Below are 25609 nucleotides of genomic sequence, written 5' to 3'. Positions count from 1 at the left end.
CAGCGATCACTATCCGTTCCAGAAGATGAGGTGAACCATGCAGCTAGTCTGTCCTGCCGGCAACCTGCCCGCGCTGCGCGCGGCTGTCGATGCCGGCGCCGACGCGGTCTATATCGGATTTCGCGATCAGACCAATGCGCGCGCATTCCCGGGCCTGAATTTCGACAATGAGGAAATCCGCAGCGGGGTCGCCTACGCCCACGCACGCGGACGCCAGGTATATCTGGCGCTCAACACCTATCCCGACAGCGCCAGGCTGACCCACTGGCAGGCCGCGGTGGACCATGCCGCCGCGCTGCGGGCCGACGCCATCATCGCCGCAGACATGGCGGTGCTGGACTACGCCTGCCGGACGCACCCGGCGATGGCGCGGCATCTTTCCGTGCAGGGGTCGGCCACTACCGCGCCGGCGCTGCGTTATGCCTTCGAACGCTTCGGCATCGCCCGCGCGGTGCTGCCGCGGGTGCTGTCGATCCAGCAGGTCGAGCGCCTGTGCGAAACCGCGCCGGTGCCGCTGGAGGTGTTCGGTTTCGGCAGCCTGTGCATCATGGTCGAAGGCCGCTGCCAGTTGTCCAGCTACGTGACAGGCGCATCGCCGAACCGGCACGGCGTCTGTTCGCCGGCCAGCTTCGTGCGCTGGGAAGAACATGCCGAGCACGGCAGGACGGTGCGTCTGAACGGCATACTGATCGATCGCTTCGGCAAGGACGAACCGGCCGGCTATCCGACCGTCTGCAAGGGACGTTACCAGGTCGGCGGCGAGATCTTCCACGCGCTGGAGGAACCGACCAGCCTGAACACGATGGAGCTGTTGCCGCGGCTGGCGCAGGCCGGCGTGGCGGCGCTGAAAATCGAGGGCAGGCAGCGCGGCGTGGCCTATGTCAGTGCGGTTACCCACGCATGGCGCCAGGCGTTGGACCGGTTTGCCGTTTCCGCCGAAGGCTGGACGCCCGCCGCCGCCTGGCAGCAGGCGCTGTCGGCGCATGCCGAAGGCCAACAGACCACCCTGGGACCCTATCACCGTGCCTGGCATTGAACCGATGAAACTCAGTCTTGGACCCCTGCAGTACTTCTGGCCGCGCGAACGGACACTGGCGTTCTATCGCGCCTGCACCGGCTGGGCGGTGGACATCGTCTACCTGGGCGAAACCGTCTGCAGCAAGCGGCGCGAGCTGCGTACCGGCGACTGGCTTGCGCTGGCGGAAGAACTGGCCGGCGCCGGCAAGGAAGTCGTGCTGTCGTCGCTGGCATTGATCGAAGCCGAGTCGGAGCTGGGCGTGGTACGGCGGCTGGCCGAGAACGGCCGCTTTCTGCTGGAAGCCAACGACCTGTCGGCGGTGCAGACCTGCCGCGAGCGCGGCCTGGCATTCGTCGCCGGACCGACCTTGAACGTCTACAACCACCGCACGCTGACCCTGCTGATGGAGGATGGCCTGCGCCGATGGGTGCCGGGAGTGGAGCAGGGCAGGGTCTTGCTGCAGGAAATGCGCGCAGCGATGGCGGCCGAGGAGCGGCCGATGCCGGAACTGGAACTGCTGGCCTGGGGGCGGCTGCCGCTGGCGTTTTCGGCGCGTTGCTTCACCGCGCGGGCGTTGGACATACCGAAGGATCAGTGCGGATTCCGCTGCATCGAGTACCCCGACGGATTGCCGCTGTCGACCCGTGACGGCCAACCGTTCCTGACCGTCAACGGCATCCAGGTCCAGGGCATGGAGACCGTCGACATGGCGCCGGAACGCGACGAAATGGCCGCCTGCGGCGTCGACATCCTGCGCATCTATCCGCAAGCCGACGAGACCGCCGACGTGGTCGATCACTTCCACCGCATGCTGCGCTCGCCGGTGCCGCCGCCGCGGCTTGGCGCGCGCAACGGTTATTGGGATGGAAAGCCCGGAAAGGCGTCGCTGGCCGCTCCCACCCTGTAGGAGCGATGCGGATCGCGACCGCACAATGAATCGAGCATGGCGGCCGATGCCATGTGATCTGCCATTGGGACATTGCGGTGCTTTCCCATCGTGCCGACCGGGCAGCCATCGGACGCCGCCGTGCCCGAAGCCTGCTGAAGGCAGGGATTGCACCGTTCTGCGACAAGGCTGCCGAAGGCCCGCCCTGTGCTGTCGGTGCGAGGTGGCTGCTGGAGCTGTCGCGACTGACGTCGCTCCTACAAGCAGAAGGCCCTTACTGCGTGAGCGACGTCAGTCGCGACAAGGAGAGTGAATCTGTCGTGGCGATGTCCGGCCGACCGCTGCCAGCACAAGCACGCCGGTCTCAACCCTGCAACGAACGCAACGGCACGGACTGCACCGACTGCCGCTTTTCCGCATCCTGACGGTAATGCGCGCCCAGACTGCGCCGCCGCAGCAGCGCCGCTTCCAGCATGCGTGTCACCAGCTTGCCCTGCCAACTGGAATGCAGCGCCGCGTCATGATGGATATGCGCCAGCGCCTGCCGCATGGTGGCGCCGTCGCGCACCGGGCCCAATGCCCGCCATGACAGCGCACGCAGCTCCGCCAGCGCAGAGTCGGTTGCCGACTGGCCGCGTTCGACCAGCCGATGGCTGCCGCTGCGGCAGGCGCTCAGCCGCACATCGGCCAACAGCCTGCCCAATCGCCGGCCGTACACGATGCCTTCCAGCAGCGAATTGCTGGCCAGCCGGTTGGCGCCATGGACGCCGTTGCAGGCCGTTTCGCCGACCGCATGCAGACCGCGGATCGCGGTGCGGCCGTCGAAATCGACCGCGATGCCGCCCATGTGGAAATGCGCGGCCGGGGTTACCGGGATGCGCTGCGTGCGCGGGTCGATGCCGTGCCGCCGGCAGATGGCATCGACGGTCGGAAAGCGGCGCTGCCAGTCGCCGGTTACCGCGGTGGCGTCCAGCCAGGCGCGGCCGCCGGCCTGCAACACCTGCCAGACCTGGCGGGCGACCAGGTCGCGCGGCGCCAGATCGGCCAGCGGATGGCGTCCGGCCATGATGCGCGCGCCATCGTCGTCGCAGAGCACCGCACCGGCACCGCGCAAGGCCTCGGTGATCAGCGGCAGCGCGCCGTTGCCGGCGACCGCCAGCGCGGTCGGATGGAACTGCATGAATTCCAGGTCCAGCGCCGGTGCGCCGGCGGCCATCGCCAATGCCAGGCCGCTGCCATCGGCGCCAGCGGGATTGGTCGTGGCGGCAAACAACGCACCGATACCGCCGGTGGCCAGCACCGCTTCGCTGCACTCCAGCGCGTTCTCCCGGCCGTCCCGGTCGCGGACGCGGACACCGGCAACGCACTGGTCGCGCAGCAGCAGCGCATCGACATCGCATGGCGGCTGCCACTGGATGTGCGCTGCCCGCAGCGCCGCGCGGTGCAGCGCGGCCAGCAGCGCCGCGCCGCTGGCGTCGCCGCCGGCATGCAGTATCCGGTGCAGGTGGTGACCGCCTTCGCGGCCCAGCGCCAGCTTGTCGCCGTCGCGGTCGAATTCCACTCCCAGCGTCTGCAGCCAGCGCACCGCAACCACCGCGTGATCGACCAGATAGCGGACCGCGTCGGGACGGTTGTGTCCCGCGCCGGCCGCCAGCGTGTCGCGGGCGTGTTCGGCAGGCGAGTCGCCATGGCCCATCGCCGCGGCAATGCCGCCCTGCGCAAGCGCGCTGGCGCAGTCCTGACCGACCGTTTGGCGGCCTATCAGCAGGACCGGCCGCGGCGCGGCGGCCAACGCCGTCGCCAGCCCGGCCACTCCGCAGCCGACCACGATGACCGGCAGTTGCGCTCCGGTCATACCCGGTCGCGTCGGCCGACCGCCAGCATCCGCTGCAACGCGCTGCGCGCCCGCGCGGCGACATCCGCCGGCACTTCCACCGGGTACTGCAGATCCGCCAGGCAGGCATGGATGTTGGGCAGGGTGATCTTTTTCATGTGCGGGCACAGGTTGCACGGCTTGATGAATTCGATGGCCGGAAACTGCGCGCGCAGGTTGTCGGCCATCGAGCATTCGGTGATCAGCGCCACCCGCTCCGGCCGCTCCTTCTGCAGCCAAGCCGCCATCGCGGTGGTGGAGCCGACGAAGTCCGCTTCGGCCAGGACTTCGGGCGGACATTCCGGATGCGCGACCAGCCTTGCCTCGAAGCGCTCGCGCGCGTGCCGGGCCTGCTGCGCGGTGAATTGCTCGTGCACTTCGCAGCGGCCGTCCCACAGCACCAGTTCGACATCGGTCTGCGAGGCGACGTAGCTGCCCAGGAAACGATCCGGCAGAAAAATGACCCGCTCGGCGCCCATCGCCTCCACCACCTGCACCGCATTGGCCGAGGTGCAGCAGGCATCGGATTCGGCCTTCACCGCCGCCGAGGTATTGACGTAGCTGACCACCGGCGCGTCCGGGTAGCGCGCGCGCAGCGCACGGACGTCGGCAGCTTCAATCGAGGAGGCCAGCGAACAGCCGGCACCGGGATCGGGAATCAGCACGGTGCGGTGCGGCGCCAGGATCTTCGCGGTTTCGGCCATGAAATGCACGCCGCACAGTACGATCAGGTCGGCGTCGCAATCGGCGGCGGCCTGCGCCAACGCCAACGAATCGCCGGTGATGTCGGCCACGCCGTGGAATATTTCCGGCGACTGGTAGCTGTGCGCCATGATGACCGCGCCACGCTGCCGTTTGAGCGTGTTGATCGCATCGATCCAGGGCAGATGCAGCGGCCATTCCAGGCACGGCAGCAGGCGCTGCAGGCGGTCGCCCAGTTCGGCGTACCGGTGTTCCAGTTCCGGGCGCCATTGCGGGCGGGGCAGGGCGGATGGGCGATTGCTCATGTCGGGATACCGTCAATGGTCGCGGTGAAACGAAGAACGGGCCGCGCGGGTCAGGCGGCTGCCGCGCTGCAGGGCGATGCGCAGCCCCAGCGGAACCTCCTCCCAGGGCAGCCGGTCAAGCAGGTTGCGCACCGTCAGGCCCAGCTCGGTGTCGCCGGTGATCGTCAGCTTGCGCTGGAAAAACAGTGTGTCGGCATCTTCCAGCCGGCTTGCCAGCAACAGCAGATCGGTGGCGCTTCCGCAGATGTTGGCTTCGGCCGGCTCGCGGCTGACCTGCAGCCGCCCTTGCCGCAGTTCCAGCACCCAGTACAGTCCCAGGTCGCTGACCTCGATGCCCAGCCGGCGGTGCCGGATCGGATCCAGCAGGCCGCTTTCCAGCGGCGCCGACAGCGAATGTTCCAGCACCGCTTCCAGCATGGTTGCCTGCGCTGGCGGCGGAATCAGCGGCAGCAGCCGCCTCCAGAACCGGGGTGGCGGGAGCAGCCGCAGCAGGCGCGGGTAAGCGCCGTTGGTGGTCGTGGACGACATGTGGATTCCATTGCCGGAGAGCAGGGGCGGAGACGGCGGTGGCGCCGCGTTGGGAGACGACTGTTGCCGGCATGCTTCGGCAATCAGCAGCGCCATCAGCCTGACGGCGGCATCGGGAGGCACGCCCAGGCGGCCGGCCAGCCGCTGCGAGCGCTGGTATACGCGCTGCTCCCGCCGTACATCCCGCACCGGCAGGCTGGCGCCGCGCTTGATCCGGGCCAGTGTGCCGACCACGGCGCGCCGTCCGGCCAGCAACGCGATCATTGCGTCGTCGACCCGGTCGATGGCGTTGCGTGCGCCGGCTATTGCCAGCAACGTCAACGGTCCCATGGCAGCGAATCCCGATGGGCTGTTTTCGTCAAAGCAGGATCTCCCGTGGCCTCAGGGCCGGGTGCGGGATGGATGCTAGCGCGCCATCCGGTGAGGCCAATTGATTCAAATCAAGGCGGGTCATGAAGCTCTGAATCCGCACAACGCCGCTCCCCGGCGTTTGTGCAAGCAAGCCGGGCGCCCGCGCTGAGCGTCTTATCGTTGCTGGCGGTTTTCGCGGGCAAATACTGCGCTGCGGCGCAGGCAGCGCAGCAGGCACCACAACGCGACCGCATAAGCGGCCAGCAGCAGCGCACCGGCAGTGCCGGCCAGCGCCGGCCGCAACGCCGCAGCCAGCAGCGCCAGCGCAGACACGCCATGCGCGGCCAGCGCCCAGCGCTTGTCCGTTTCCGGCAGTAGCGTATCCACACCGGGAATCCGGATGCCGCGCGCGCAGCGGCGGCGCAGATCGATCCAGCTCAGGAACCCGACGATCTCCAGCATCATGCCGGTCAGCATCGATGGCAGGCCTATGCCGATGAACAGCGCACCGATCAGCACGGCGCGGTCCTGGTGCGCATGGGCGCTTTCCGCAAGCAGCAGCAGGCCCGCCGCCGCGATCGCCACGGTACCCAGCATCCAGAACAGTGTCAGCACCGGGTTGCGGCGACGGGGCGCACCGAGCTGGAGCAGTAGCGAGGTCCCTGCGAACAGCAGCACCGGCACGGCGATGCCGACCGCCGCGAGCATAGGCATTCCGTTCCAGCGGGCGCTGCCACCGACGATCAAACCCGCCAGCGCGATCGCCTGCCAGCTCCACTGCGCGGCATCCGGAATACGGCGGGTGCCTTGGAACATCGGCAGCGTGACCGCGCCCACCGCCATCATCAGCATCAGCACCCAGCCCAGCAGCCCCGACGCCGCATGCAGATCGGCAACGCGATCGATAGGCCACGCCAGCCGGCCCAGCACGATGGCGACCAGGGCCACGCCCAGCAGTGCGGTCGGCGCCAGCGCCGACACCGCCATCGCGATGCCGGCGCGCAGCACGCGTGAACCGCTGCCCCGGATCAGTCCGTTCAGGGCAGCAACCGCGAAGCCAAGCAACGCACCGGCCAGCAGCAGCGAGGCCATCGTAAGCGCCAATGGATGCGCCAGCATCATCGCCGGCACGAACAGCAGCAATCCGATATTGAGCAACGCATGCAGCCAGGCCGCTGACCTGTGCAGGCAGATGCGGCTGCCGGCGGCGACCGGCAGGAACTGCAGCAGGCTACCTAGCATGGCATTGGCCAGCACGCCCAGGGTGAACAGGTGCACCAGCACCACGGTCGGTATGGCCCAACGCGAGGTCATCGCTGTTTCGCCATGCGCCATCAGCCAGCCGCCGGCGGTCATTCCCCACAACGGCGCCGTCAGCAGGAAACGTAGCGGCCGCCGCAGCGGCGGTGCGGCAGCAATCGTCAGTCCGCTCATGCCTCTTCGGCAGATGCACCGGCGCCGGCATCCTGGTGCATGCCCACCGATACGCAGGCATGGCCGGAGCTCAGCTCCTGCACACGATAGGCATAGCCCCAAGCGTCAAGGATTTCCAGCAGCGGCCCCGGCCGCTGCGGCGTCATCGCCACCAGCCACTGGCCCGATTGCAGGTCGGGCAATGCATCGAGGATGCGTTGCATCGGTTCCGGAGGCGGCAGGTGGCGAAGGTCAAGCCAGAGCAGCGGTGTCGGGTTGCCTCCGCCAGACGGGATGTCCGCTACCGGCGCCGTGCCGTCGCCTGCGTTCATTGCGACGTCTCTGTTTCGGCAAGGTCGGTGGCAACACCGGCCGCATCCAGCGATTCCTGCATCCAGCAACCGAACGGAGAGCCGGGCTCGGGAAGGCTGAAATCATCGATCATTGCGATTCTCCTGGTTCAACCGAGCAGGTACAGCACGCCCAGCGGATGGTGGGCGCGCGCGATGGCGTAGATCTGCCCGTACGCCAGCAGGGCCGAAACGAATAGCAACATGCGCGCCAGACGGCTGCGGTTGCGTCTGAGCGCCAGGATGCCCAGGGTGATGTAGCCCAGCAGGAAACCGATCTTGACGGCCAGCCAGCCATTGGCGAACAGCCCGCCAGGCAGGATGGTCAGCAGCATCATCGCCGCGGTCAGCAGCACGGTATCGATGGAATAGTTCAGGTAGCGCACCGCGGCGAACATCGGCCAGCGCATTCCGGCCAGGCTGGCCGCGCCGCGCAGCGCGAACAAACCGCCGCTGGTCAGCGCGCTGCCGATATGGACCAGTTTGATCATCGGATAGAACTCGATCATCGGCTCATCCCGGTTTGCCGTCGGCGCGCGGGCTCAGGTAGATGCGGCCGATGCGGCTGACCCACGGCAGGAATGCCAGCAGCCAGCCGGCCGCGGACGCGGCCTGCCAGAACAGCGCATCGGGCATGAGCTCGGCAGCGACGCGCATGACCGCGACGATCTGGATGGCGACGAAGGCGAACCAGGCCACCGCCGGCATCTTCAGCGGCCGTCCGGAGTGGCCCTGGGTCACCCGCGTCACCATCGCCACCAGCAGGCTGCCGAAGAAGCCGATGAACAAGGCGTGCATCGGCGCGCGGCCCAGCATGAATTCGCCGGTGAGCAGATAGCCGACGCTCTGCACCACGTACAGAAGAAAGGTCGCCGGCATCCACGCCAAGCCAATGAACAGCACCGCCAGCAGGCCGGGCATGCGCGCACGCGGCCACCAGCGCCACAGCGACCAGCCGCTCAGCAGCAGCAACGGCGCGTCGGCCAGCCACAGCCAGGCGTAGGCATGCGACAGTTCCAGGCCAAGGTGCGCCAGCAGCAGCGCCCAGACCGCCGCCAGCCAGCCCATCGGGCGCCATGGCCGGTAGCCCGGCACGACGTTGGCGGCGAAGAACGGAAACATGCGGTGCGCCACCGTCAGGTAGATCGGAAGCAACAGACCGATGCTGCCCAGCTTGATGCTGGCGAACACCCAGAACGCGGAGCCGCCAAGCACGAAGCCGATGAAGGCAAGCAGGCCAAGATAGCCCAGCGCCAGCGCGGCGAAGCAGGAGCGGGCGTGCCAGGTGCGGCCGGTTTCGGCCAGCACTTGCCGGCCCAGCAACACCAGGCCGGCGCTCCAGCCGGCCAGTGCCATCCACAGGCCCACCATGAAGCCTGCTTCCCAGCCGGCGGTGCTCAGCAGGATCGCCAGCTGGCCTCCCATCAGGCCGGCGCCCACCGGCGCGTAGTGCCAGCGCTTGAGTTCCGGCAACCCCATCCAGCGCGGGAATACGGTCAGCAGAAAGCCGAAGATGAAACTGGGAAACACCAGGTACTGCATGACGAAGGCGTGCAGCCAGCCTGCGTAGATCGGTGTGGCCGGTATTGCCGGAATCGAGCCGCGGCTGGAAGCCAGCCACAGCGTCCACCACAGCATCGCCAGCAGCAGATTGCTGGCGCCGATGAAGAACATCAGCCGGTGCGGGGCCTGGACCAGGCGGGTCGCCGACATGCTTTGCCTGGCTGGTTTGAAGATCATGTCCATGCCGTCAGTCTGGCGGCGGTGGAAAACGGACGCCTTGATCTAGGTCAGCCGCTTGGCATTGGCATGGTTCTGCCAGGCAAAAAAATCTTCTCACAAGCCTGGGGAACGTCTACCTGGAAGCCGGTGGCCATGGCGGTGCGGGACACGCCGTAAATACCCGCTACGCGGGTCCGGCCCGCCATCGCAGATGGCGGGCGTTCGGCTGCGCGCGAAGCAATGCTTCGCAAACGCTTGCCTCGCCCATGTAAGCTCTTACGCGGCATCCGTGCCGCGTACGGTCCCACAACGTCTGGGCCATCGGCTTCTGGATAAGTCAATGGCGCCCGGAAAAAAGAAAAGAAGAAGAGCCGCAAGTGCGGCTCTTCTCCTGTTGCAGGAAACTCCAACAGTTAGCTGCGCACGGGGACGGCGTCTATCGCCGGTTCCTTGCGCGGTGCCACCCACAGCCGGAACACGAACCAGGCCAGGGCCACCGCGCCTACGCTGAACAGCGTATCGGACGGCACCCGCATCCACACCAGCAGATCCACGATGGGCTGCTGCATGAACTCGGCCGAGCGCGCATACCAGTAACCATGCTTGAGCGCGGCGGTAAGCTGCAGGATACCCAGCGGCAGCAGGGTGAACAGCGCCATCCCGGCCAGGCCGATATTCAGCGACCAGAAGCTGAACTTCAGCAGCTTCTCGTTCCACTGCACCTGCGGCTTCATGCCGCGCAGGCAGAACAGCATCAGGCCGATGCCGAGCATGCCGTACACGCCGAACAGCGCGGTGTGGCCATGGGTCGGGGTCAGGTTCAGGCCCTGCATGTAGTACAGCGCCAGCGGCGGGTTGATCAGGAAGCCGAACAGACCGGCGCCGACGATGTTCCAGAACGCCACCGCAATGAAGAACATGATCGGCCAGCGGTAGCGCTGCATCCATGGCGTGGCCTTGCCCAGCTTGTAGCTCTGGTAGGCCTCGAAACCGACGTAGGCCAGCGGCACCACTTCCAGCGCCGAGAAGCTGGCGCCGATGGCGATCACCGCGGTCGGCGTGCCGGTGAAGTACAGGTGGTGCAGGGTGCCCAGTACGCCGCCGGCCATGAAGATGACGGTGGCAAACAGCACCGCCACCGTCGCGGTCCTGACCTGCAGCAGTCCCAGGCGGGTGAACAGGAAGGCGATCACCGCCACCGCGAACACCTCGAAGAAGCCTTCAACCCACAGATGCACCACCCACCAGCGCCAGTATTCGACCATCGACAGGTGCGTGTGCTCGCCCCACATCAGGCCGGCGGCGTAGAACACGCCGATGGCGACGGTGGACAGGAACAGCAGCGAGACGATCGAACGCGATTCGCCGCCGTGGCGGATTGCCGGCCACAGGGCGCGGCCGACCAGCAGCAGCCACAGGCCCAGGCCGATGAACAGGAACCACTGCCAGAAGCGGCCCAGGTCCACGTATTCCCAGCCCTGGTGGCCGAACCAGAAGTTGTGCTGCAGGCCCAGCTTCTGCATCACCGCGAACCACTGCCCGGTGAACGAGCCGACCACGATGATCAGCAGGCACGCCCACAACACGTTCACGCCCAGGCGCTGGAACTTCGGTTCGTGCCCGGAAATCGCCGGGCCGATGTACAGGCCCATGCCCAACCAGGCGGTGGCGATCCACAGCACCGCCAGCTGCGTGTGCCAGGTGCGCGTCAGCGAGTAGGGCAGCACATCGGCCAGCGCGAAGCCGTAGGCTTCCTGGCCTTCGACCTGGTAGTGCGCGGTGATGGCGCCCAGCAGGATCTGCACCAGGAACAGCGCAATCACCACCCAGAAATATTTGGCGGTGGCGCGCATCGACGGCGTCACCTTGATCGACGCCAGCGGATCGCTCTTGGGCAGCACCGGCGCCATCTCGTCGCCGTGATTGACCGCGTAGTGCCAGCCGAGCAGGGCGATACCGGCGATCAGGAACAGCACGCTGAACACCGTCCATAGGAAGGCGCTGGGCGGCGGCGTGTTGCCGACCAGCTTGTCGGCCGGCCAGTTGGCGGTGTAGCTGATGTCCGAGCCGGGGCGTTCGGTCACCGACGACCACGCCGCCCACCAGTAGAACCCGGTCAGCATGCGCCGGTGCTCGGCGTCCGGCACCGTGTCGTTGCGCATCGCATAGGCTTCGCGCAGTTCGGCGGTGGCCGGGTCGCGGCTGAACAGGCTCTGGTAATGCTCTGCGACCATCCGCATGGCGGTGGCGCGGTCGTTGTCGATGCGGATGGTGCCGGTTTCGGCGTCGTAGCCGTTGGGCCGCATCAGCATCTGCACGCGTTGCGCGTAGGCAGCCTGGGTGGGCGCGTCCAGATCCTTGTAGCTGGCAACGCCGGCTTCGCGCTGCGCCCACAGGTCCAGGATGGCCTCGGCTTCGCGATGCAGCCAGTCGGCGCCCCAGTCCGGCGCCACATAGCCGCCGTGGCCCCAGATCGAGCCCAACTGCTGTCCGCCTATCGACTGCCAGACCTGGCGGCCGGTTTCGATGTCCTGGCGGGTATAGATGACCGTGCCGTCCTCGCTGACGACCTGCTCGGGCATCGGGGGCGCTTGGCGGTGGACCTCGCTGCCGACCCATAGCAGGACAGCGAACGAGGCGATGAGCAGGGCTGCCAGCCCGACCCAAAGCTTCTGTGTTGAATTCATGATGCGGCTCTCCAGAGAACTGGCCGCATCTTCAATCGGCGCCGCGCCTGCCACCATGACATACGTCAAGTTGGCGGCGATTTCCCAATCTTGTAGGAGCGACGTGAGTCGCGACCGCACCTGCAGGAACCAGCGTCAGCGGGCAGGGCGGGGCGAGCTCCGCCCCGCCTCCGGCTCAGTCGCGCAACACGGCCAGTGCCAGCGCTTCCAGGCGCGGGAGATCGATGATTTCCACGTCGCGCTGTTTGATATGCACCAGGCCGTCGCTCTCGAAGCGGCGCAGCACGCGGCTGACCGTTTCCGGGGCCTGCCGCAGGTAATTGGCGATGTCGGTGCGCGACATGGTCAGCTGGAACCGGCGCGGCGAGAATCCGCGTGCGGCCAGCCGTCGCGACAGCCCAATCAGGAAAGCGGCCATGCGCTCGTCGGCGGTGTTGTCGCGGGCGAACAGCGAGGCCACGCCGATGTCCCGGCTCATCAACCGGAACAGGTGCTGCTGCAGGTTGGGCAGGCGGCTGGCCAGCAGTGCGATCCGCGGAAACGAGAACCGGCACAGCATGACCGTGTCCAGCGCCACCGCATTGCACGGGTAACGCTCGTCATGGATGGCGTTGAGCCCGATCACTTCGCCGGGCAGGTGGAAGCCCAGCACCTGTTCGTGGCCGTCGCGGTCGATCTGGTAGGTCTTGACGGTGCCGGCGCGTACCGCGGCGATGGCGCCGAACGCATCGCCTTCGCGGAACACATGCTCGCCGGCCTGCAACGGCCCGACATGCTCGACCAGGACGTGCAGATCCATCAGCGCGGCCTTGTCCATTCCTTCGGACAGGCAGGCCTGGGAGAACGCGCAGGTGGAGCAGAAGCTCAGGGTATCGCCGTCGTCGGCCAGCACGCTGGCGTCGGTCCGCGGAAAAATGACCCGTGAACTCATGCGGGGGTTCCGGCGGCGCTCAGACGGTCCGCGAAAAACGCGGTGCGGCGGCCTCTGTATGAGCGGGGAGATAACGGTCGAAGCACATGGCGATGATACGCAACAACAACCTGCCGCGCGAGGTGCTGCGCAGGCCGTCCGGGCTCAGTTCGACCAGCCCGTCGGCCTGCAGCGGCAGCAGCTGCTGCAGCGCATCGCCGAAGTAGTCGCCGAAATCGATGACGTGGCGGCGCTCGATTTCGCGGAAATCGATGCTGCCATGGCACATCAGCTGCTGGATGACGTCCGCGCGCAGCAGATCGTCCTGGTCCAGGCGCATGCCGCGCCAGACCGGCAGCCGGCCCTGGTCGATGGCCTGCTCCCAACTGCCGATATCGCGCGGATTCTGGCTGAAGCTGGCGCCGATATGGCTGATGGCGCTGACCCCCAGCCCGACCAGGTCGCTTTCGGCGTGGGTCGAATACCCCATGAAGTTGCGATGCAGATCGCCGCGGCTCTGCGCTTGCGCCAGATCGTCCTCCGGCAGTGCGAAATGATCCATGCCGATATAGACGTAGCCGGCTTCGCCCAGTCGCTCGATGGCGCAGCGCAGCAGGTCCAGCTTGAGCTCCGGCGAGGGCAGATCCTCGGCGCGGATGCGCTGCTGCGGCCGGAACATCGCCGGCAGATGGGCGTAGCTGTAGATGGCCAGCCGGTCCGGCCGCGCGGCCAGGGTGATATCCAGCGTGCGGTCGAAGCCTTCGCGGGTCTGCAACGGCAATCCGTAAATCAGATCCACGTTGACCGAGCGGAACCGGTGCAGGCGGCAGGCCTCGATGATGGCCAGCGTTTCCTCCACGCTCTGGATGCGGTTGACCGCCTGTTGCACGACCGGGTCGAAATCCTGCACGCCCAGGCTGGCGCGGTTGAAGCCGGCGTCGGCCAGCACGCCGATCTCGGCAGGGGAGATGAAGCGCGGGTCCAGTTCGATGGAACAATCCAGTTCCCTCGGTGCGGCGAAGGAAAAGTGGCGGCGCAGCACATCCACCACTTCGGCAATCTGGTCGGCGGCCAGGAAGTTGGGCGTGCCGCCGCCGAAATGCAGCTGGGAGACCTGCCGGTCGCGGTCGAACAGCGTCGACATCATGCAGACTTCCCGGTACAGCCGGGTCAGGTAGCTGTCGCCGCGCGAGCGGTCGCGGGTGATGATGCGGTTGCAGCCGCAGTAGAAGCACGGACTGGTGCAGAACGGAATGTGGACATACAGGGAAAGCGGGCGCGGAATCGGATCGCCATTGGTGACCGCCGCCACTTCGCGCAGCTCGTTCTCCTGGAACTGCGCCGAGAACTGCGGCGCAGTGGGGTAGGAGGTGTAGCGCGGTCCGGGCCGGTCGTAACGGCGCAGCAGATCGGGGTCGAACAGGGAGGCGAGCGAACTCATGGCGCCAAGGTAGGCATTGCCGTTGCGGCTGTCCTTGATCTGCATCAACCGGGAACGCTTTGCTGCGCCAACGGCGGCAAGCGGCCTGCTGGTGGGAAGCATCAGCCGGATCCTGACGCATCAGCGGCGCGCCGGCCTGCCGCTACGCTGCCGCGTCGATCCCGGCAATCACTTCGCAGGCGATCCGCCGTCGCTCCAGTTCGTCCGCCAGTTGCATGTCGGGCGGAAGCTGGAAGGCGTTGCCCGGTTTCAGGCAGACCACGCGCTGGCCGGCCGTGGCGTGCTGGACCAGCAGCGCCAGCCGCGCATCGTCATCCTCAGGCATCCGCAGGCGGGAGGCGTCGCGGCGCGCCAGCGCCAGCACGGCCGGCGCCACGGCGTCGTCCACCACAAGCAGGTCGGCCTGGTTCAGCGCACGCAGCGCATTCAGCGTCAGCAGGCCGGGGTCGCCATTGCCGGCACCGACCAGCGTTACGCTGCCGGCGCTGGTCGTGTCGGCGCTGGCCTGCAAGGCGGTCTGGAAGGCTGCCTCGGCCGCTTCGCGCTGTCCGGCCCGCAGCAGCACCGGCACCGGGCCGTCGATCACCTGGTCGAACCAGCGCCGTCGCTGCGCCAGTTGCGGCAGCCGCGCGCGGATGGCGGCACGGTGGCGCGCGAACAGTGCGGCCAAATCGCCCAGCGAATGATCCAGCAGCGTTTCCAGTTGTTCGCGCAGCCGCCGCGCCAGCATCGGCGCCGCGCCGCCGGAGGAGATGGCCACCAGCAGCGGGTCGCGGTCGACAATCGCGGGAATCTGGAAGGTGGACAGCTCGGCGTCGTCGACCACATTGACCAGCCGGCGGCGGCGGCCGGCTTCGGCCGCCAGCCCGGCGTTGAAGGGGCGGTCGTCGGTGGCCGCCACCAGCAGCCAGACCTGGTCCAGCCAGGCCGGGTCGAAACCGCCTTCGCGGCGTTGCAGCCGCCCCTGCGCCCACCATTGCGCCACCGTCTGGTTGAGCGCGTCGGCGTAGACCTGGACCTGCGCGCCGGCCTGCAACAGCGCCTCTATCTTGCGCTGGGCGACTTCGCCGCCGCCCACCACCAGCACTTCGCGGCCCGACAGATCGGCAAACAACGGAAACAGCGGCATGGACGCTCCTGGACGGGGGATGGCTCGCCAACCGGCGATGCTGCATGGCAACATGAGGGCAGTTCCCGTGAGGTTCCCGCCCGCAATGCTGCGCGTTCTGCTGGTCAACGATACCGAAAAGCCGATCGGCGAGCTGCGCGCAGCGCTGCTGGCGGCCGGCTATGAGGTGTTGCAGGAAGTGGCATCGGCCAGCAGCCTGCTCAAGGCGGTGGAATCGCTGCAACCGGACGTGGTCATCGTCGACGTCGAATCGCCGTCGCGCGACACCCTGGAACAACTGGCGGTGATGCACCGTCACGCGCCGCGGCCGGTGGTGATGTTTTCCGGCGACAGCGACGACCAGTTGATCCGGGCGGTGGTCGGGGCAGGGGTCACCGCCTATGTCGTGGACGGGCTGGCGCCCGCCCGGCTGGCGCCGATCATCCAGGTGGCGCTGGCGCGCTTCGAGCAGCAGTCGCATGTCCGCCGCAAGCTCGACGAAGTGCAGCAGCAGTTGCTGGACCGCAAACAGATCGACCGGGCCAAGGGGCTGCTGATGGAAAAGCGCGGCATGAGCGAAAGCGAAGCCTATGCCGCCCTGCGCCAGCAGGCGATGAAACAGGGACTGAAGCTGGCGGACGTGGCGCGCCAAATCATCGCCATGGCCGAACTGCTGGGATGAGGTACGCATGACAGGACACGACAACCGCGACATCCGAACGCTGCGACTGGGCTATATGCCGCTGATCGACTGCGCGCCACTGGTGGCGGCGGTGCGGCTGGGACTGGACAGCAAGCACGGCCTGCAGCTGCAACTGCAGCGGCAGGCCTCGTGGGCAGCGATTCGCGACAAGCTGCTGTCGGGAGAACTGGACGCGGTGCACGCGCTGGCCGGACTGGTCTACGGGGTCGAAACCGGTATCGGCGGTCCGCAGGCGGAACTGGCCATCCTGTTGACGCTGAACCAGAACGGCCAGGCGATCACGCTGTCGCCAGCGCTGGCGCAGCAGCTGGAACAAGGCGTACCGCTGCGCGAGGCGCTGGCGGCGCTGCCGCGGCGGCCGGTATTCGCGCAGACCTTTCCCACCGGCACCCATGCGATGTGGCTGTACTACTGGCTGGCCGCGCAAGGCGTCGACCCGATGGCCGACATCCGCGGGGTGACGTTGCCGCCGCCGCAGATGCCGGCGGCATTGGCGCGTGGCGAACTGGACGGCTACTGCGCCGGCGAACCGTGGGCGGCCCAGGCCGAAGCGCTCGGCGCCGGTAAGCGGGTGATCCGCAGCGGGCAGATCTGGCCGGGGCATCCGGAGAAGGTGCTGGCCTGTCGCCGCGAGTTTGCCGCGCTGCATCCGGAAACGGCGGTCGCGCTGACCGCGGCGTTGCTGGAAGCCTGCCGCTGGCTGGATGAACCGGGAAACCGGCGGCAGGCGGTGGACTGGCTGGCCGATCCGGACGTGATCGATCTGCCGGCCGAACGCATTGCCGCCTGCCTGCTGCCTGTGGACAGCGACCCGCCCGGGCAGGGGCTGCGCTTCCACGCCGATGGCCAGGTCAACTTTCCCTGGCAGTCCGATGGCCGCTGGTTCCTGCAGCAGTTCCGCCGTTGGGGCCTGCTGCCGGATGGTGCGGCCGCCGCCGACGATGCCTTGCTGGGCAACGTGCACCGCTTGCAGACCTACCGCCAGGCCGCGGCGCAGTTGGGCGTCGCGCTTCCTGCCGCCGACACGCGCCAGAACCTGCTATTCGACAGTCGGCTCCGGTAGAACCGGGCCTCGCGGGTATGCCGGCCGCGTAGCGGCAGCGGTGAGGCCTGGACGAACGCACCGCGCACTGAGGCGCCACCAGGGCCTTGCCGGGTCGATGCCGCCTTATCGGAGCAGTGTTTCCGTGTGGGAGCAATCTTCCTTGTGGGAGTCGTGCCGGCATGCCGGCACGGGTGAGTCGCGACTCGAACACCCACATCGCGACTGACCAGCCGGCATGAGCGGCCGAAGGCCGCCCTGCGTGAAGCGGTACGCCTCGATGCTCATCCCATTGATGCAACGCACAAATCAAGTGCGTCCGCGCACGGCATTAGTGCAAGCCGGCGAGGGACCGGCCTCCCCGCAATCCGATGTCCATTCGAGATAGTTTACTCAACCAATTGAATTTAATGGAGATACGCCTGGCTGAAAAATGCGGAAACAAGTTGGCACGCTGATTGCTATGTAGTCACCGTGGGCGCAACGGCGGGCCCACCACAATCCCGATCCGGTAGATGGGCCAATGGCGGTCCTGCTTACCAAGACAACGGCGTCTCCCAGCGAAAGCTGGAAGCACGCCGTTTTTGTTTTCAGTTCCAGCAGACCTTCTTCACGATGCGAGGCTTTTCATGCACAGCAAATTCGTACTCATCGCCAGTCTTGCTATGAGCCTGGCCGCAGCGTCGCTGATCACATCCTGCGGCTCGGACACGGCTTCGGCTCCGGTCGCCAAGCCTGCCGCCAGCACCACGGGGGTCGAAAAACCCAATCTCAAGCTGGGCTTCATCAAGCTCACCGACATGGCGCCGTTGGCGATCGCCAAGGAAAAAGGTTTTTTTGCTGAAGAAGGCCTGAGCGTGGCGCTGGAGCCGCAGGCCAACTGGAAGGTACTGCTGGACGGCGTGGCCGACGGCCAGCTCGACGGTGCGCATATGCTGGCGGGCCAGCCTATCGCCTCGGCGGCGGGGATAGGCTCGAAGGTGAAGATCATCGCGCCGCTGTCGCTCGACATAAACGGCAAGGGCGTGACGATTTCGAACCGCGTCTACGACCAGATCGCAGCGGATCTGCCGAAGGACGCGGACGGCAAGATCGTCCACCCGGTTTCCGCCGCCGCGCTCAAGCCGGTGGTCGCCAGGATGAAGTCGCAGGGCAAGCCCTTCAAGATGGGCATGGTCTTCCCGGTTTCGACCCACAACTACGCGCTGCGCTACTGGTTGGCAGCCGGTGGCTTGAACCCCGGCTATTACCTGCCCGGCGATACCGCCGGCACTACCGGCGCGGAAGTCCAGCTCTCGGTCACGCCGCCGCCGCAGATGCCGACCACGCTGGAGGCCGGCACCATCGACGGCTATTCGGTGGGTGAACCCTGGAACCAGGCCGCGGTGGCGAAGAAGATCGGCGTGCCGATCATCGTCGATCCGGATATCGCCGGACTGACCGGCGAGAAGGTCTTCGGTCTGACCGAGGATTTTGCCAGCAAGAACCCCAAGACCACCCAGGCCTTGCTGCGCGCGCTGATCCGCGCTGCCAAGTGGCTCGATGCCGACGACGGCAAGAACCGGGCCGAAGCGGTCAAGATCCTGGCCCAGTCGAAATATGTCGGCGCCGACGAAAAGGTGCTGATGGCGTCGATGACCGGCAAGTTCACCTTTGGCCAAGGCGATACCCGCGACACGCCGGTTTTCAATCTGTTCTTCAGCCAATATGCCAGCTATCCCTACTACTCGGACGCGATCTGGTACCTGACCCAGATGCGCCGCTGGGGGCAGATCGCCGAAGCCAAGCCCGATCAGTGGTATTTCGACACCGCCAAAGCGGCTTACCGCCCCGATCTGTACCTGCTGGCCGCCGAATCGCTGATCGCCGACGGCAAGGCTGAGCCGGCCGACTTTCCCCAGACCGATGGCTTCCGGGTCTATACCCAACCGGCGATCGACGGCGTGGTCTTCGATGCCAAGCAGCCGGCTGCCTATGCCGGGGGCTTTGCCATCGGCCTGAAGCAGGGCCAGACCGTCACACCTGCGGGTGTCAAGTGAGGGCCGGCGCCATGACAGCTGCGACATTGGCAAAAGACGAGTTGGCGGCGAAGAGCGCGGAAGTCGAGCCGCCGGTGGGGACGGTTGCCGTTGGTGCAGCCGTCGCAGGCGCGGCTGCGGTGCCCGCCGGGGAGGCAGCCATGCGCAAGCGCCCGAAGCTGAGGGTGAAACTGCCGCCGGGCAGGGAGTGGTTCGACGCCGCCTGGCCTCCGGTGGTGGGGGTGCTCGCATTCCTGGGCCTGTGGACAGCACTGGCGCCGATGGTGCAGACCTCGCTGGGCGCGCTGCCGGGTCCCGGCGATGTCTGGGACGCGTTCAAGGGTCTGCTGGTCGAATACTCCGCCGCGCGCGCCGATGCCGCGGCAGCGGTGGCCGACGGCCAGCGTTATTCCGGTCCGCCGACCTTCGTCGATCAAATCTTCACCTCGCTCAAGACGGTGGCGATGGGCGTCACCTTGGCCTCGCTGGTCGCCATCCCGTTGGGCCTGGTCGCCGGCATGTCGAAGCGGTTCAACGCCGCGATCAATCCGCTGGTGCAGGTAATGCGTCCGATCAGCCCGCTCGCCTGGCTGCCTATCGTGACGATGGTGGTCTCGGCTTCGATCAGCGGCGACGATCCGGCCTTGCCCAAGAGCTTCGTCATCTCCGCAATCGTGGTGATGATGTGCTCGCTCTGGCCGACCCTGATCAATACGGCCATCGGCACGGCCTCCATCGACAAGGACCTGCTCAACGTAGGCCGCGTCCTGCGGCTGACCTGGCGCGCCAAGCTGACCAAGCTGGTGTTGCCATCGGCGTTGCCGTACATCTTTACCGGCATGCGCCTGTCGCTGGGCGTGGGCTGGATGGTGCTGATCGCGGCGGAGATGCTGGCGCAGAACCCCGGACTGGGAAAATTCGTCTGGGACGAGTTCCAGAACGGCAGCGAAAAATCGCTGTCGCGGATCATGGTGGCGGTCATCGTGATCGGCCTGATCGGGTTCGGCCTGGACCGCGTCATGCTGGTGCTGCAGAAGCTGGCCGGCCGCGATGCGCGGAGTTGATGACATGAATCCTGCGCCGATCCTGCAACTGCGTGACGTCAGCAAGGCCTACACCGGCCAAGGCAAGCAGCAGGCCGTGCTGGGTGGAGTGAACCTGTCGGTCAACGAAGGCGAATTCATCGCCATCCTGGGGTTCTCCGGCACCGGCAAGACCACCCTGATTTCATTGCTGGCCGGCTTGATTCAACCCGACAGCGGCCAAATCCTGGTCAAGGGCGAGGTATCGAATGGACCCAGCGCCGAGCGCGGCCTGGTGTTCCAGTCCTACTCGCTGATGCCGTGGCTGAGCGTGGAAGGCAATGTCCGGCTGGCGGTAGATGCGGTGCATAAAAGCCTGGATCGGAAAGAACGGCGCGCACTGACCCACGCCACCATCGACCTGGTGGGCCTTGCCCACGCACGCGAGCGCAAGCCCGCACAATTGTCCGGCGGCATGCGCCAGCGCGTCGCCGTCGCCCGCGCCCTGGCCATGCGCCCGGAAATCCTGTTGCTGGATGAGCCGCTTTCGGCGCTGGACGCCCTGACCCGGGCGCGCCTGCAAGACGAAATCGAACGCATCCGCGGCCAGGAAAAACGCACCATCGTCCTGGTCACCAACGATGTGGACGAAGCCCTGTTGCTGGCCGACCGCATCGCGGTGCTGCAGCCCGATCCTGCCGGCAGCCGCATCGGGCACCTGTTCGATGTGCCGCTGCAACGGCCGCGCGTACGTGCCGCGCTCAACCACGATCCGGCCTATACCGCGCTGCGCAACCGGATCGTCGCCTGTCTGGACAGTCTGAACCGTACCCGTGGGGTAACGATCGGCGAGGCAGTCCCGTCAAGAACGGCCTTGCCCAAGGTGAAGCCCATCCAGATCGCGCGTCTGCCCAAGGCCTACACGGAGGCGAGCCGTTCGGCGGTGCAGCGTCGGTATCTGGAACTGTTCAATGTCAGCAAGACCTATCCCACCCGCAACGGACCGCTGACCGTCGTACAGGATTTCAACCTGATGATGGACCGCGGCGAATTCGTTTCGCTGATCGGTCATTCCGGCTGCGGTAAATCGACGGTGCTGAACATGGCCGCGGGATTGAGTTCCGTTTCCGGCGGCGGCATCGCGCTGGACGGGCATGAAATCGACAGCGCCGGGCCGGACAAGGGCGTGGTGTTCCAGGCCCCCAGTCTGATGCCTTGGCTGAGCGCACGCCAGAACGTGAGCATCGGCGTGGAACGGGTCTACCCGCATGCCAGCGCCGCCGAACGCAGCGACATTGTCGAGTACTACCTGCAACGCGTCGGCTTGGGCGACAGCCTGAACAAGCTGACGTCGGAGATGTCCAGCGGCATGCGCCAGCGCGTGGGCATTGCCCGCGCCTTCGCCCTGTCGCCGAAGCTGATGCTGCTGGACGAGCCGTTCGGAATGCTCGACAGCCTCACCCGCTGGGACTTGCAGAACGTACTGATGGAGGTATGGCAACGCACCCAGGTCACCGCCATCTGCGTCACCCACGACGTCGATGAAGCCATCCTGCTGGCGGACCGCGTAGTGATGATGAGCAATGGCCCCAATGCCACCATCGGCAAGATCCTCAAGATCGATCTGCCGCGGCCGCGCGATCGCAAGGCGTTGCTGGAACATCCCAGGTTCTACGCCTACCGCGAAGAAGTCCTGCAGTTTCTCGCCGATTACGAGCATGGCGCCCATCTCGATGCCGCCTGAGCCCGCCCGGCAAATCGTCCATCCCACCCATGGCCACCATCAAGAGACCGGAATGAAAACAGCGTTTTCGATAATCAGTGGTCTGCTGCTATCCGCCCCCGCGTTCGCGGCCGAAACCGCGGTCAAGCCCATCGTCGATCTGCGTCTGCGCCAGGAACTCGTGGATCAGGCGGGTCTTGCCCGCGATGCAGAGGCAATCACCTTGCGTGCACGCGTCGGCGCGGAGATCAGCAACGGAGCATTCGCCTTCCTGGCCGAAGCGGAAGGGACAGCAGCAATCGACGAGCACTACAACAGTGGACTCAACGGTAAAACGGCCTATCCGCTGGTGGCCGACCCCGAGAATCTTGAATTGAACCGGGTGCAAGTCCAGTACAAGGGTTTCAGCAACACCGTGCTGACCGCAGGCCGTCAGCGCATCAATCTGGACGACCAGCGTTTTGTCGGCGCGGTCGGCTGGCGCGACAACGAGCAGACGTTCGACGCGGCGCGGGTGGAATGGAACGGCCCGGGCAAGTTGAAGCTGGATGCCAGCTATGTCTGGAGCGTGCGCACGATCTGGGGGAAAGATGGCACCGGAGCGCGCCAGCAGGCGATCGACGGCGACAATTTTCTGGGCAATCTTTCCTACCCGACCCCATGGGGGACGCTGAGCGCGTTCACCTATCTGATCGATCAGGACGAAGCCGCGGTGTTCGGGCGGCGATTGTCCAGCCAGACCTATGGCGTGCGCTTTGCGGGCGTACGTCCGTTCGCCGCCGTCAAACTGAACTACGCGCTCAGTTACGCCGGGCAAAGCGACTATCAGAACAACCCGAACCATTATTCGGCCGAGTATTGGCTGGCCGATGGCGGCGTGGATATCGGCGCGGTCCGGCTGGGTGCCGGCTACGAGGTGCTGGGAGCGGACACCGGGCTGGCGCTGACCAGCTTCCAGACGCCGCTGGCCACCGGGCACAAATTCCACGGCTGGGCCGACCAGTTCCTGACCACGCCTCCCAATGGCTTGCGCGACGCGTATTTTTCGCTCGGCTGGAATCGCAAGCAGCTCGGAAAGCTCAGCAACGTCGGCGTGAACGCCGTCTGGCACCGGTTCGACAGCGATCGCCTGTCGCAGGATTACGGCGATGAACTGGATTTGATCGCAACCGCCAAGGTCGGCAAGTTCAACCTGCTGGCCAAGTACGCCGATTACCGCGCCGACCGATTCTCCACCGACACGCGCAAGACGTGGTTGCAGGTCGAGTGGTCTTACTGAAGCCATCATCGGGCCCGCCCTTCAGGTCACGGGGCGGGTTTCGGCAAACAGGGCATAGCGTATGAATCCCCAGAAAAAACCGAGATTGGTGCTGATCGGCAACGGCATGGCGGGCATCCGCACGCTGGAAGAGCTGCTGAAGCTGGCGCCGGACATGTACGACATCACCGTGTTCGGCGCCGAACCGCATCCCAACTACAACCGCATCCTGCTGTCTCCGGTGCTGGCGGGCGAGCAGACCTTCGACGACATCGTGCTGAACCCGCTGGACTGGTATGCCGAAAACGGCATCCGCCTGCACCTGGGCAAGGAAGTGACCAAGATCGACCGCGTGCAGCGGCGCGTGATTGCGGTCGACGGCACCGAGGCCGAATACGACCGTCTGCTGCTGGCCACCGGCTCGCTGCCGATCATCCTGCCGGTGCCGGGCAAGGACCTGAAAGGCGTCATCAGCTACCGCGACATCTTCGACACCCAGACCATGATAGACACCGCCAAAGTGAAGCAGCACGCGGTGGTGATCGGCGGCGGCCTGCTGGGCCTGGAAGCGGCCAACGGCCTGAAGCTGCGCGGCATGGAGGTGACGGTGGTGCACCTGGCCGGCTGGCTGCTGGAACGCCAGCTGGATCCGGTGGCCGGGCAGTTGCTGGAGAAGTCGCTCAGCGACCGCGGCCTGAAATTCCGCCTCAACACCTCCACCACCGAATTGCTGGGCAACGAAAACGGCGAAGTGCGGGCGGTGAAGTTTTCCGACGGCAGCGAGGAGCTGGCCGACCTGGTGGTGATGGCGGCCGGCATCCGCCCCAATACGCAGTTGGCGCAGGCGGCCGGCATCCATTGCACGCGCGGCATCGTGGTCAGCGACACACTGCAGACCTACGACCCGCGCGTGTACGCCGTGGGCGAATGCGCCAGCCACCGCGGCATCGCCTACGGCCTGGTGGCGCCGCTGTTCGAGCAGGCCAGGATCTGCGCCAACCATCTGGCCAGCTACGGCATCGGCATGTACAGCGGTTCGGTATCGTCGACCAAGCTCAAGGTCACCGGCATCGATCTGTTCTCGGCCGGCAACTTCATGGGCGGCGACGGCAGCGAGGAAATCGTGCTGTCGGATCCGGCCGGTGGCGTCTACAAGAAGCTGGTCATCAAGGACGACAAGCTGATCGGCGCCTGCCTGTACGGCGATACCGGCGACGGCGGCTGGTACTTCAAGCTGCTCAAGGACGGCGCCCGCGTCGATGAGCGCCGCGATCAGTTGATGTTCGGCGAAAAGGCGCTGGGCGATGCCGGCACCGCCGGGCAGGACCGCGCCAGCGCGATGAGCGACAGCGACGAGGTCTGCGGTTGCAACGGCGTGTGCAAGGGCACGATTGTCAGGGCCATCAACGAGCAGGGCCTGTTCACGGTCGACGATGTCAAGAAGCACACCAAGGCGGCCAGCTCCTGCGGTTCCTGTACCGGCCTGGTCGAACAGATCCTGATGAACAGCCTGGGTTCCAACTTCCAGGAAACACCGAAGACCAAGGCGGTCTGCGCCTGCACCGACCGCACCCACGGCGAGGTGCGGCAGGCGATCCGCGAGCACAAGCTGCTGACCCATCAGGCGGTGTACGCGTTCCTGGAATGGCGCAGTCCCAATGGCTGCGCGACCTGCCGGCCGGCGATCAACTACTACCTGATCTCCACCTGGCCGCGCGAGGCGGTGGACGACCCGCAGTCGCGCTTCATCAACGAACGCGCGCACGCCAACATCCAGAAGGACGGCACCTTCTCGGTGATTCCGCAGATGAAGGGCGGCGTGACCAATGCTTCAGAACTGCGCCGCATCGCCGATGTCGCCGACAAGTACGCCGTGCCGATGGTCAAGGTGACCGGCGGGCAGCGCATCGATCTGCTGGGGGTGAAGAAGGAGGACCTGGTCGATGTCTGGAAGGATCTGGGCATGAAGTCCGGGCACGCCTACGGAAAATCCATCCGTACGGTGAAGACCTGCGTAGGCAGCGAGTTCTGCCGCTTCGGCACGCAGAACAGCACGCAGATGGGTATCGATCTGGAAACCATGCTGGCCAACATGTGGAGCCCGCACAAGGTCAAGCTGGCGGTGTCCGGCTGCCCGCGCAACTGCGCCGAGTCCGGCATCAAGGACGTGGGCATCATTGCGGTGGATTCGGGTTGGGAAATCCACATCGGCGGCAACGGCGGCATCAAGACCGAAGTCGCGCAGTTCCTGGTAAAAGTGAAAACCAGCGACGAGGTCAAGCAGTACACCGGCGCCTTCCTGCAGTTGTACCGCGAAGAAGCGTACTACCTGGACCGCACCGTGCATTACATCGATCGGGTCGGCATGGACTACATCCGCAAACGCGTGGTCGACGATGCGGAAAACCGCCAGGCCCTGTACGAGCGCCTGCTGTACGCGCTGGAAGGCCTGCCGGATCCGTGGGCGGCGCGCATCGCCGGCGACAAGCCGCGCGAGTACCAGCCGCTGCGCCTGGCCAAGCGCATTCCCGCCGAAGTGGAGGGCTGAG

At 66.4% G+C, this 25609-nt stretch carries 20 protein-coding genes; 9 read left to right on the top strand and 11 right to left on the bottom strand.

Features of this window, described 5'->3' with window-relative positions; genetic code table 11:
* Positions 1-37: 37 nt before the first annotated feature.
* Both ubiU and CRO39_RS03995 read left to right on the top strand, forming a co-directional pair.
* Entirely contained in the window at positions 38-1036 is a 999-nt protein-coding gene (gene ubiU / locus CRO39_RS04000; protein ID WP_097120540.1) for a ubiquinone anaerobic biosynthesis protein UbiU, read from the top strand.
* A 4-nt stretch (positions 1037-1040) separates the two neighbouring features.
* The gene (locus CRO39_RS03995) at positions 1041-1925 is read left to right on the top strand and encodes a U32 family peptidase (RefSeq protein WP_097120539.1); all 885 of its coding nucleotides are present in this window, start codon (positions 1041-1043) and stop codon (positions 1923-1925) included.
* A 343-nt stretch (positions 1926-2268) separates the two neighbouring features.
* On the opposite strand, the gene CRO39_RS03990 is transcribed toward CRO39_RS03995, so the two are convergent.
* From CRO39_RS03990 to CRO39_RS03940, 11 genes are all read right to left on the bottom strand, one after another.
* Entirely contained in the window at positions 2269-3759 is a 1491-nt protein-coding gene (locus tag CRO39_RS03990) for an L-aspartate oxidase (protein WP_097120538.1), read from the bottom strand.
* Complete coding sequence (gene nadA / locus CRO39_RS03985; RefSeq protein ID WP_097120537.1) at positions 3756-4784, bottom strand: quinolinate synthase NadA; 1029 nt, start codon at positions 4782-4784, stop codon at positions 3756-3758. Before nadA ends, CRO39_RS03990 begins: the two co-directional genes overlap by 4 nt.
* Before the next feature lie 12 nt (positions 4785-4796).
* On the bottom strand, positions 4797-5642 hold the full coding sequence (ubiT, locus tag CRO39_RS03980) for a ubiquinone anaerobic biosynthesis accessory factor UbiT (protein WP_097120536.1): 846 nt from the start codon (positions 5640-5642) through the stop codon (positions 4797-4799).
* A gap of 195 nt (positions 5643-5837) precedes the next feature.
* Positions 5838-7097: a hypothetical protein gene (locus tag CRO39_RS03975; protein ID WP_097120535.1), complete on the bottom strand. Its 1260-nt coding sequence runs from the start codon at positions 7095-7097 to the stop codon at positions 5838-5840.
* Positions 7094-7408 carry a DUF2249 domain-containing protein gene (locus CRO39_RS03970; protein ID WP_097120534.1) on the bottom strand — a complete coding sequence of 105 codons (315 nt, stop codon included), beginning with the start codon at positions 7406-7408 and terminating at the stop codon, positions 7094-7096. Before CRO39_RS03970 ends, CRO39_RS03975 begins: the two co-directional genes overlap by 4 nt.
* Before the next feature lie 128 nt (positions 7409-7536).
* Positions 7537-7935, bottom strand: coding sequence for a SirB2 family protein (locus CRO39_RS03965; protein WP_097120533.1), 399 nt, complete (start codon positions 7933-7935; stop codon positions 7537-7539).
* Between the two features lie 4 nt (positions 7936-7939).
* Positions 7940-9172, bottom strand: coding sequence for an NnrS family protein (locus CRO39_RS03960; RefSeq protein WP_097120532.1), 1233 nt, complete (start codon positions 9170-9172; stop codon positions 7940-7942).
* A 389-nt stretch (positions 9173-9561) separates the two neighbouring features.
* A complete protein-coding gene (locus tag CRO39_RS03955; protein ID WP_097120785.1) occupies positions 9562-11835 on the bottom strand; it encodes a nitric-oxide reductase large subunit in 2274 nt (757 codons plus the stop codon).
* A 175-nt stretch (positions 11836-12010) separates the two neighbouring features.
* Positions 12011-12766, bottom strand: a complete 756-nt coding sequence (locus tag CRO39_RS03950; protein WP_097120531.1) for a helix-turn-helix domain-containing protein — start codon at positions 12764-12766, stop codon at positions 12011-12013.
* Between the two features lie 19 nt (positions 12767-12785).
* Positions 12786-14186 carry an oxygen-independent coproporphyrinogen III oxidase gene (gene hemN, locus CRO39_RS03945; protein WP_097120784.1) on the bottom strand — a complete coding sequence of 467 codons (1401 nt, stop codon included), beginning with the start codon at positions 14184-14186 and terminating at the stop codon, positions 12786-12788.
* Positions 14187-14328: 142 nt separating this feature from the next.
* Positions 14329-15315 carry an NAD(P)-dependent oxidoreductase gene (locus CRO39_RS03940; protein WP_097120530.1) on the bottom strand — a complete coding sequence of 329 codons (987 nt, stop codon included), beginning with the start codon at positions 15313-15315 and terminating at the stop codon, positions 14329-14331.
* 88 nt (positions 15316-15403) lie between these two features.
* On the opposite strand from CRO39_RS03940, the gene CRO39_RS03935 reads away from it, so the two are divergent.
* The 7 genes from CRO39_RS03935 to nirB all read left to right on the top strand — a co-directional run bounded on the left by CRO39_RS03935 (position 15404) and on the right by nirB (position 25608).
* Positions 15404-15976 carry an ANTAR domain-containing response regulator gene (locus CRO39_RS03935; protein ID WP_097120783.1) on the top strand — a complete coding sequence of 191 codons (573 nt, stop codon included), beginning with the start codon at positions 15404-15406 and terminating at the stop codon, positions 15974-15976.
* A gap of 7 nt (positions 15977-15983) precedes the next feature.
* Positions 15984-17060 (top strand): CmpA/NrtA family ABC transporter substrate-binding protein, encoded by a 1077-nt coding sequence (locus CRO39_RS03930; RefSeq protein ID WP_097120529.1) that lies wholly within the window; start codon positions 15984-15986, stop codon positions 17058-17060.
* Between the two features lie 644 nt (positions 17061-17704).
* Positions 17705-19078, top strand: coding sequence for a CmpA/NrtA family ABC transporter substrate-binding protein (locus CRO39_RS03925; RefSeq protein ID WP_217991832.1), 1374 nt, complete (start codon positions 17705-17707; stop codon positions 19076-19078).
* 140 nt (positions 19079-19218) lie between these two features.
* On the top strand, positions 19219-20121 hold the full coding sequence (locus CRO39_RS03920; protein WP_202926260.1) for an ABC transporter permease: 903 nt from the start codon (positions 19219-19221) through the stop codon (positions 20119-20121).
* A gap of 4 nt (positions 20122-20125) precedes the next feature.
* Positions 20126-21823 (top strand): ABC transporter ATP-binding protein, encoded by a 1698-nt coding sequence (locus tag CRO39_RS03915; RefSeq protein ID WP_097120526.1) that lies wholly within the window; start codon positions 20126-20128, stop codon positions 21821-21823.
* A 52-nt stretch (positions 21824-21875) separates the two neighbouring features.
* Complete coding sequence (locus tag CRO39_RS03910) at positions 21876-23081, top strand: alginate export family protein (RefSeq protein ID WP_097120525.1); 1206 nt, start codon at positions 21876-21878, stop codon at positions 23079-23081.
* A 61-nt stretch (positions 23082-23142) separates the two neighbouring features.
* Entirely contained in the window at positions 23143-25608 is a 2466-nt protein-coding gene (nirB, locus tag CRO39_RS03905) for a nitrite reductase large subunit NirB (protein ID WP_097120524.1), read from the top strand.
* Position 25609 lies beyond the last annotated feature (1 nt).

Source organism: Pseudoxanthomonas wuyuanensis, assembly GCF_900215535.1.
Lineage (GTDB): Bacteria > Pseudomonadota > Gammaproteobacteria > Xanthomonadales > Xanthomonadaceae > Pseudoxanthomonas_A > Pseudoxanthomonas_A wuyuanensis.
The sequence above is the reverse complement of the archived record's forward strand: the minus strand, read 5'-3'. Positions and strand labels throughout refer to the sequence as shown.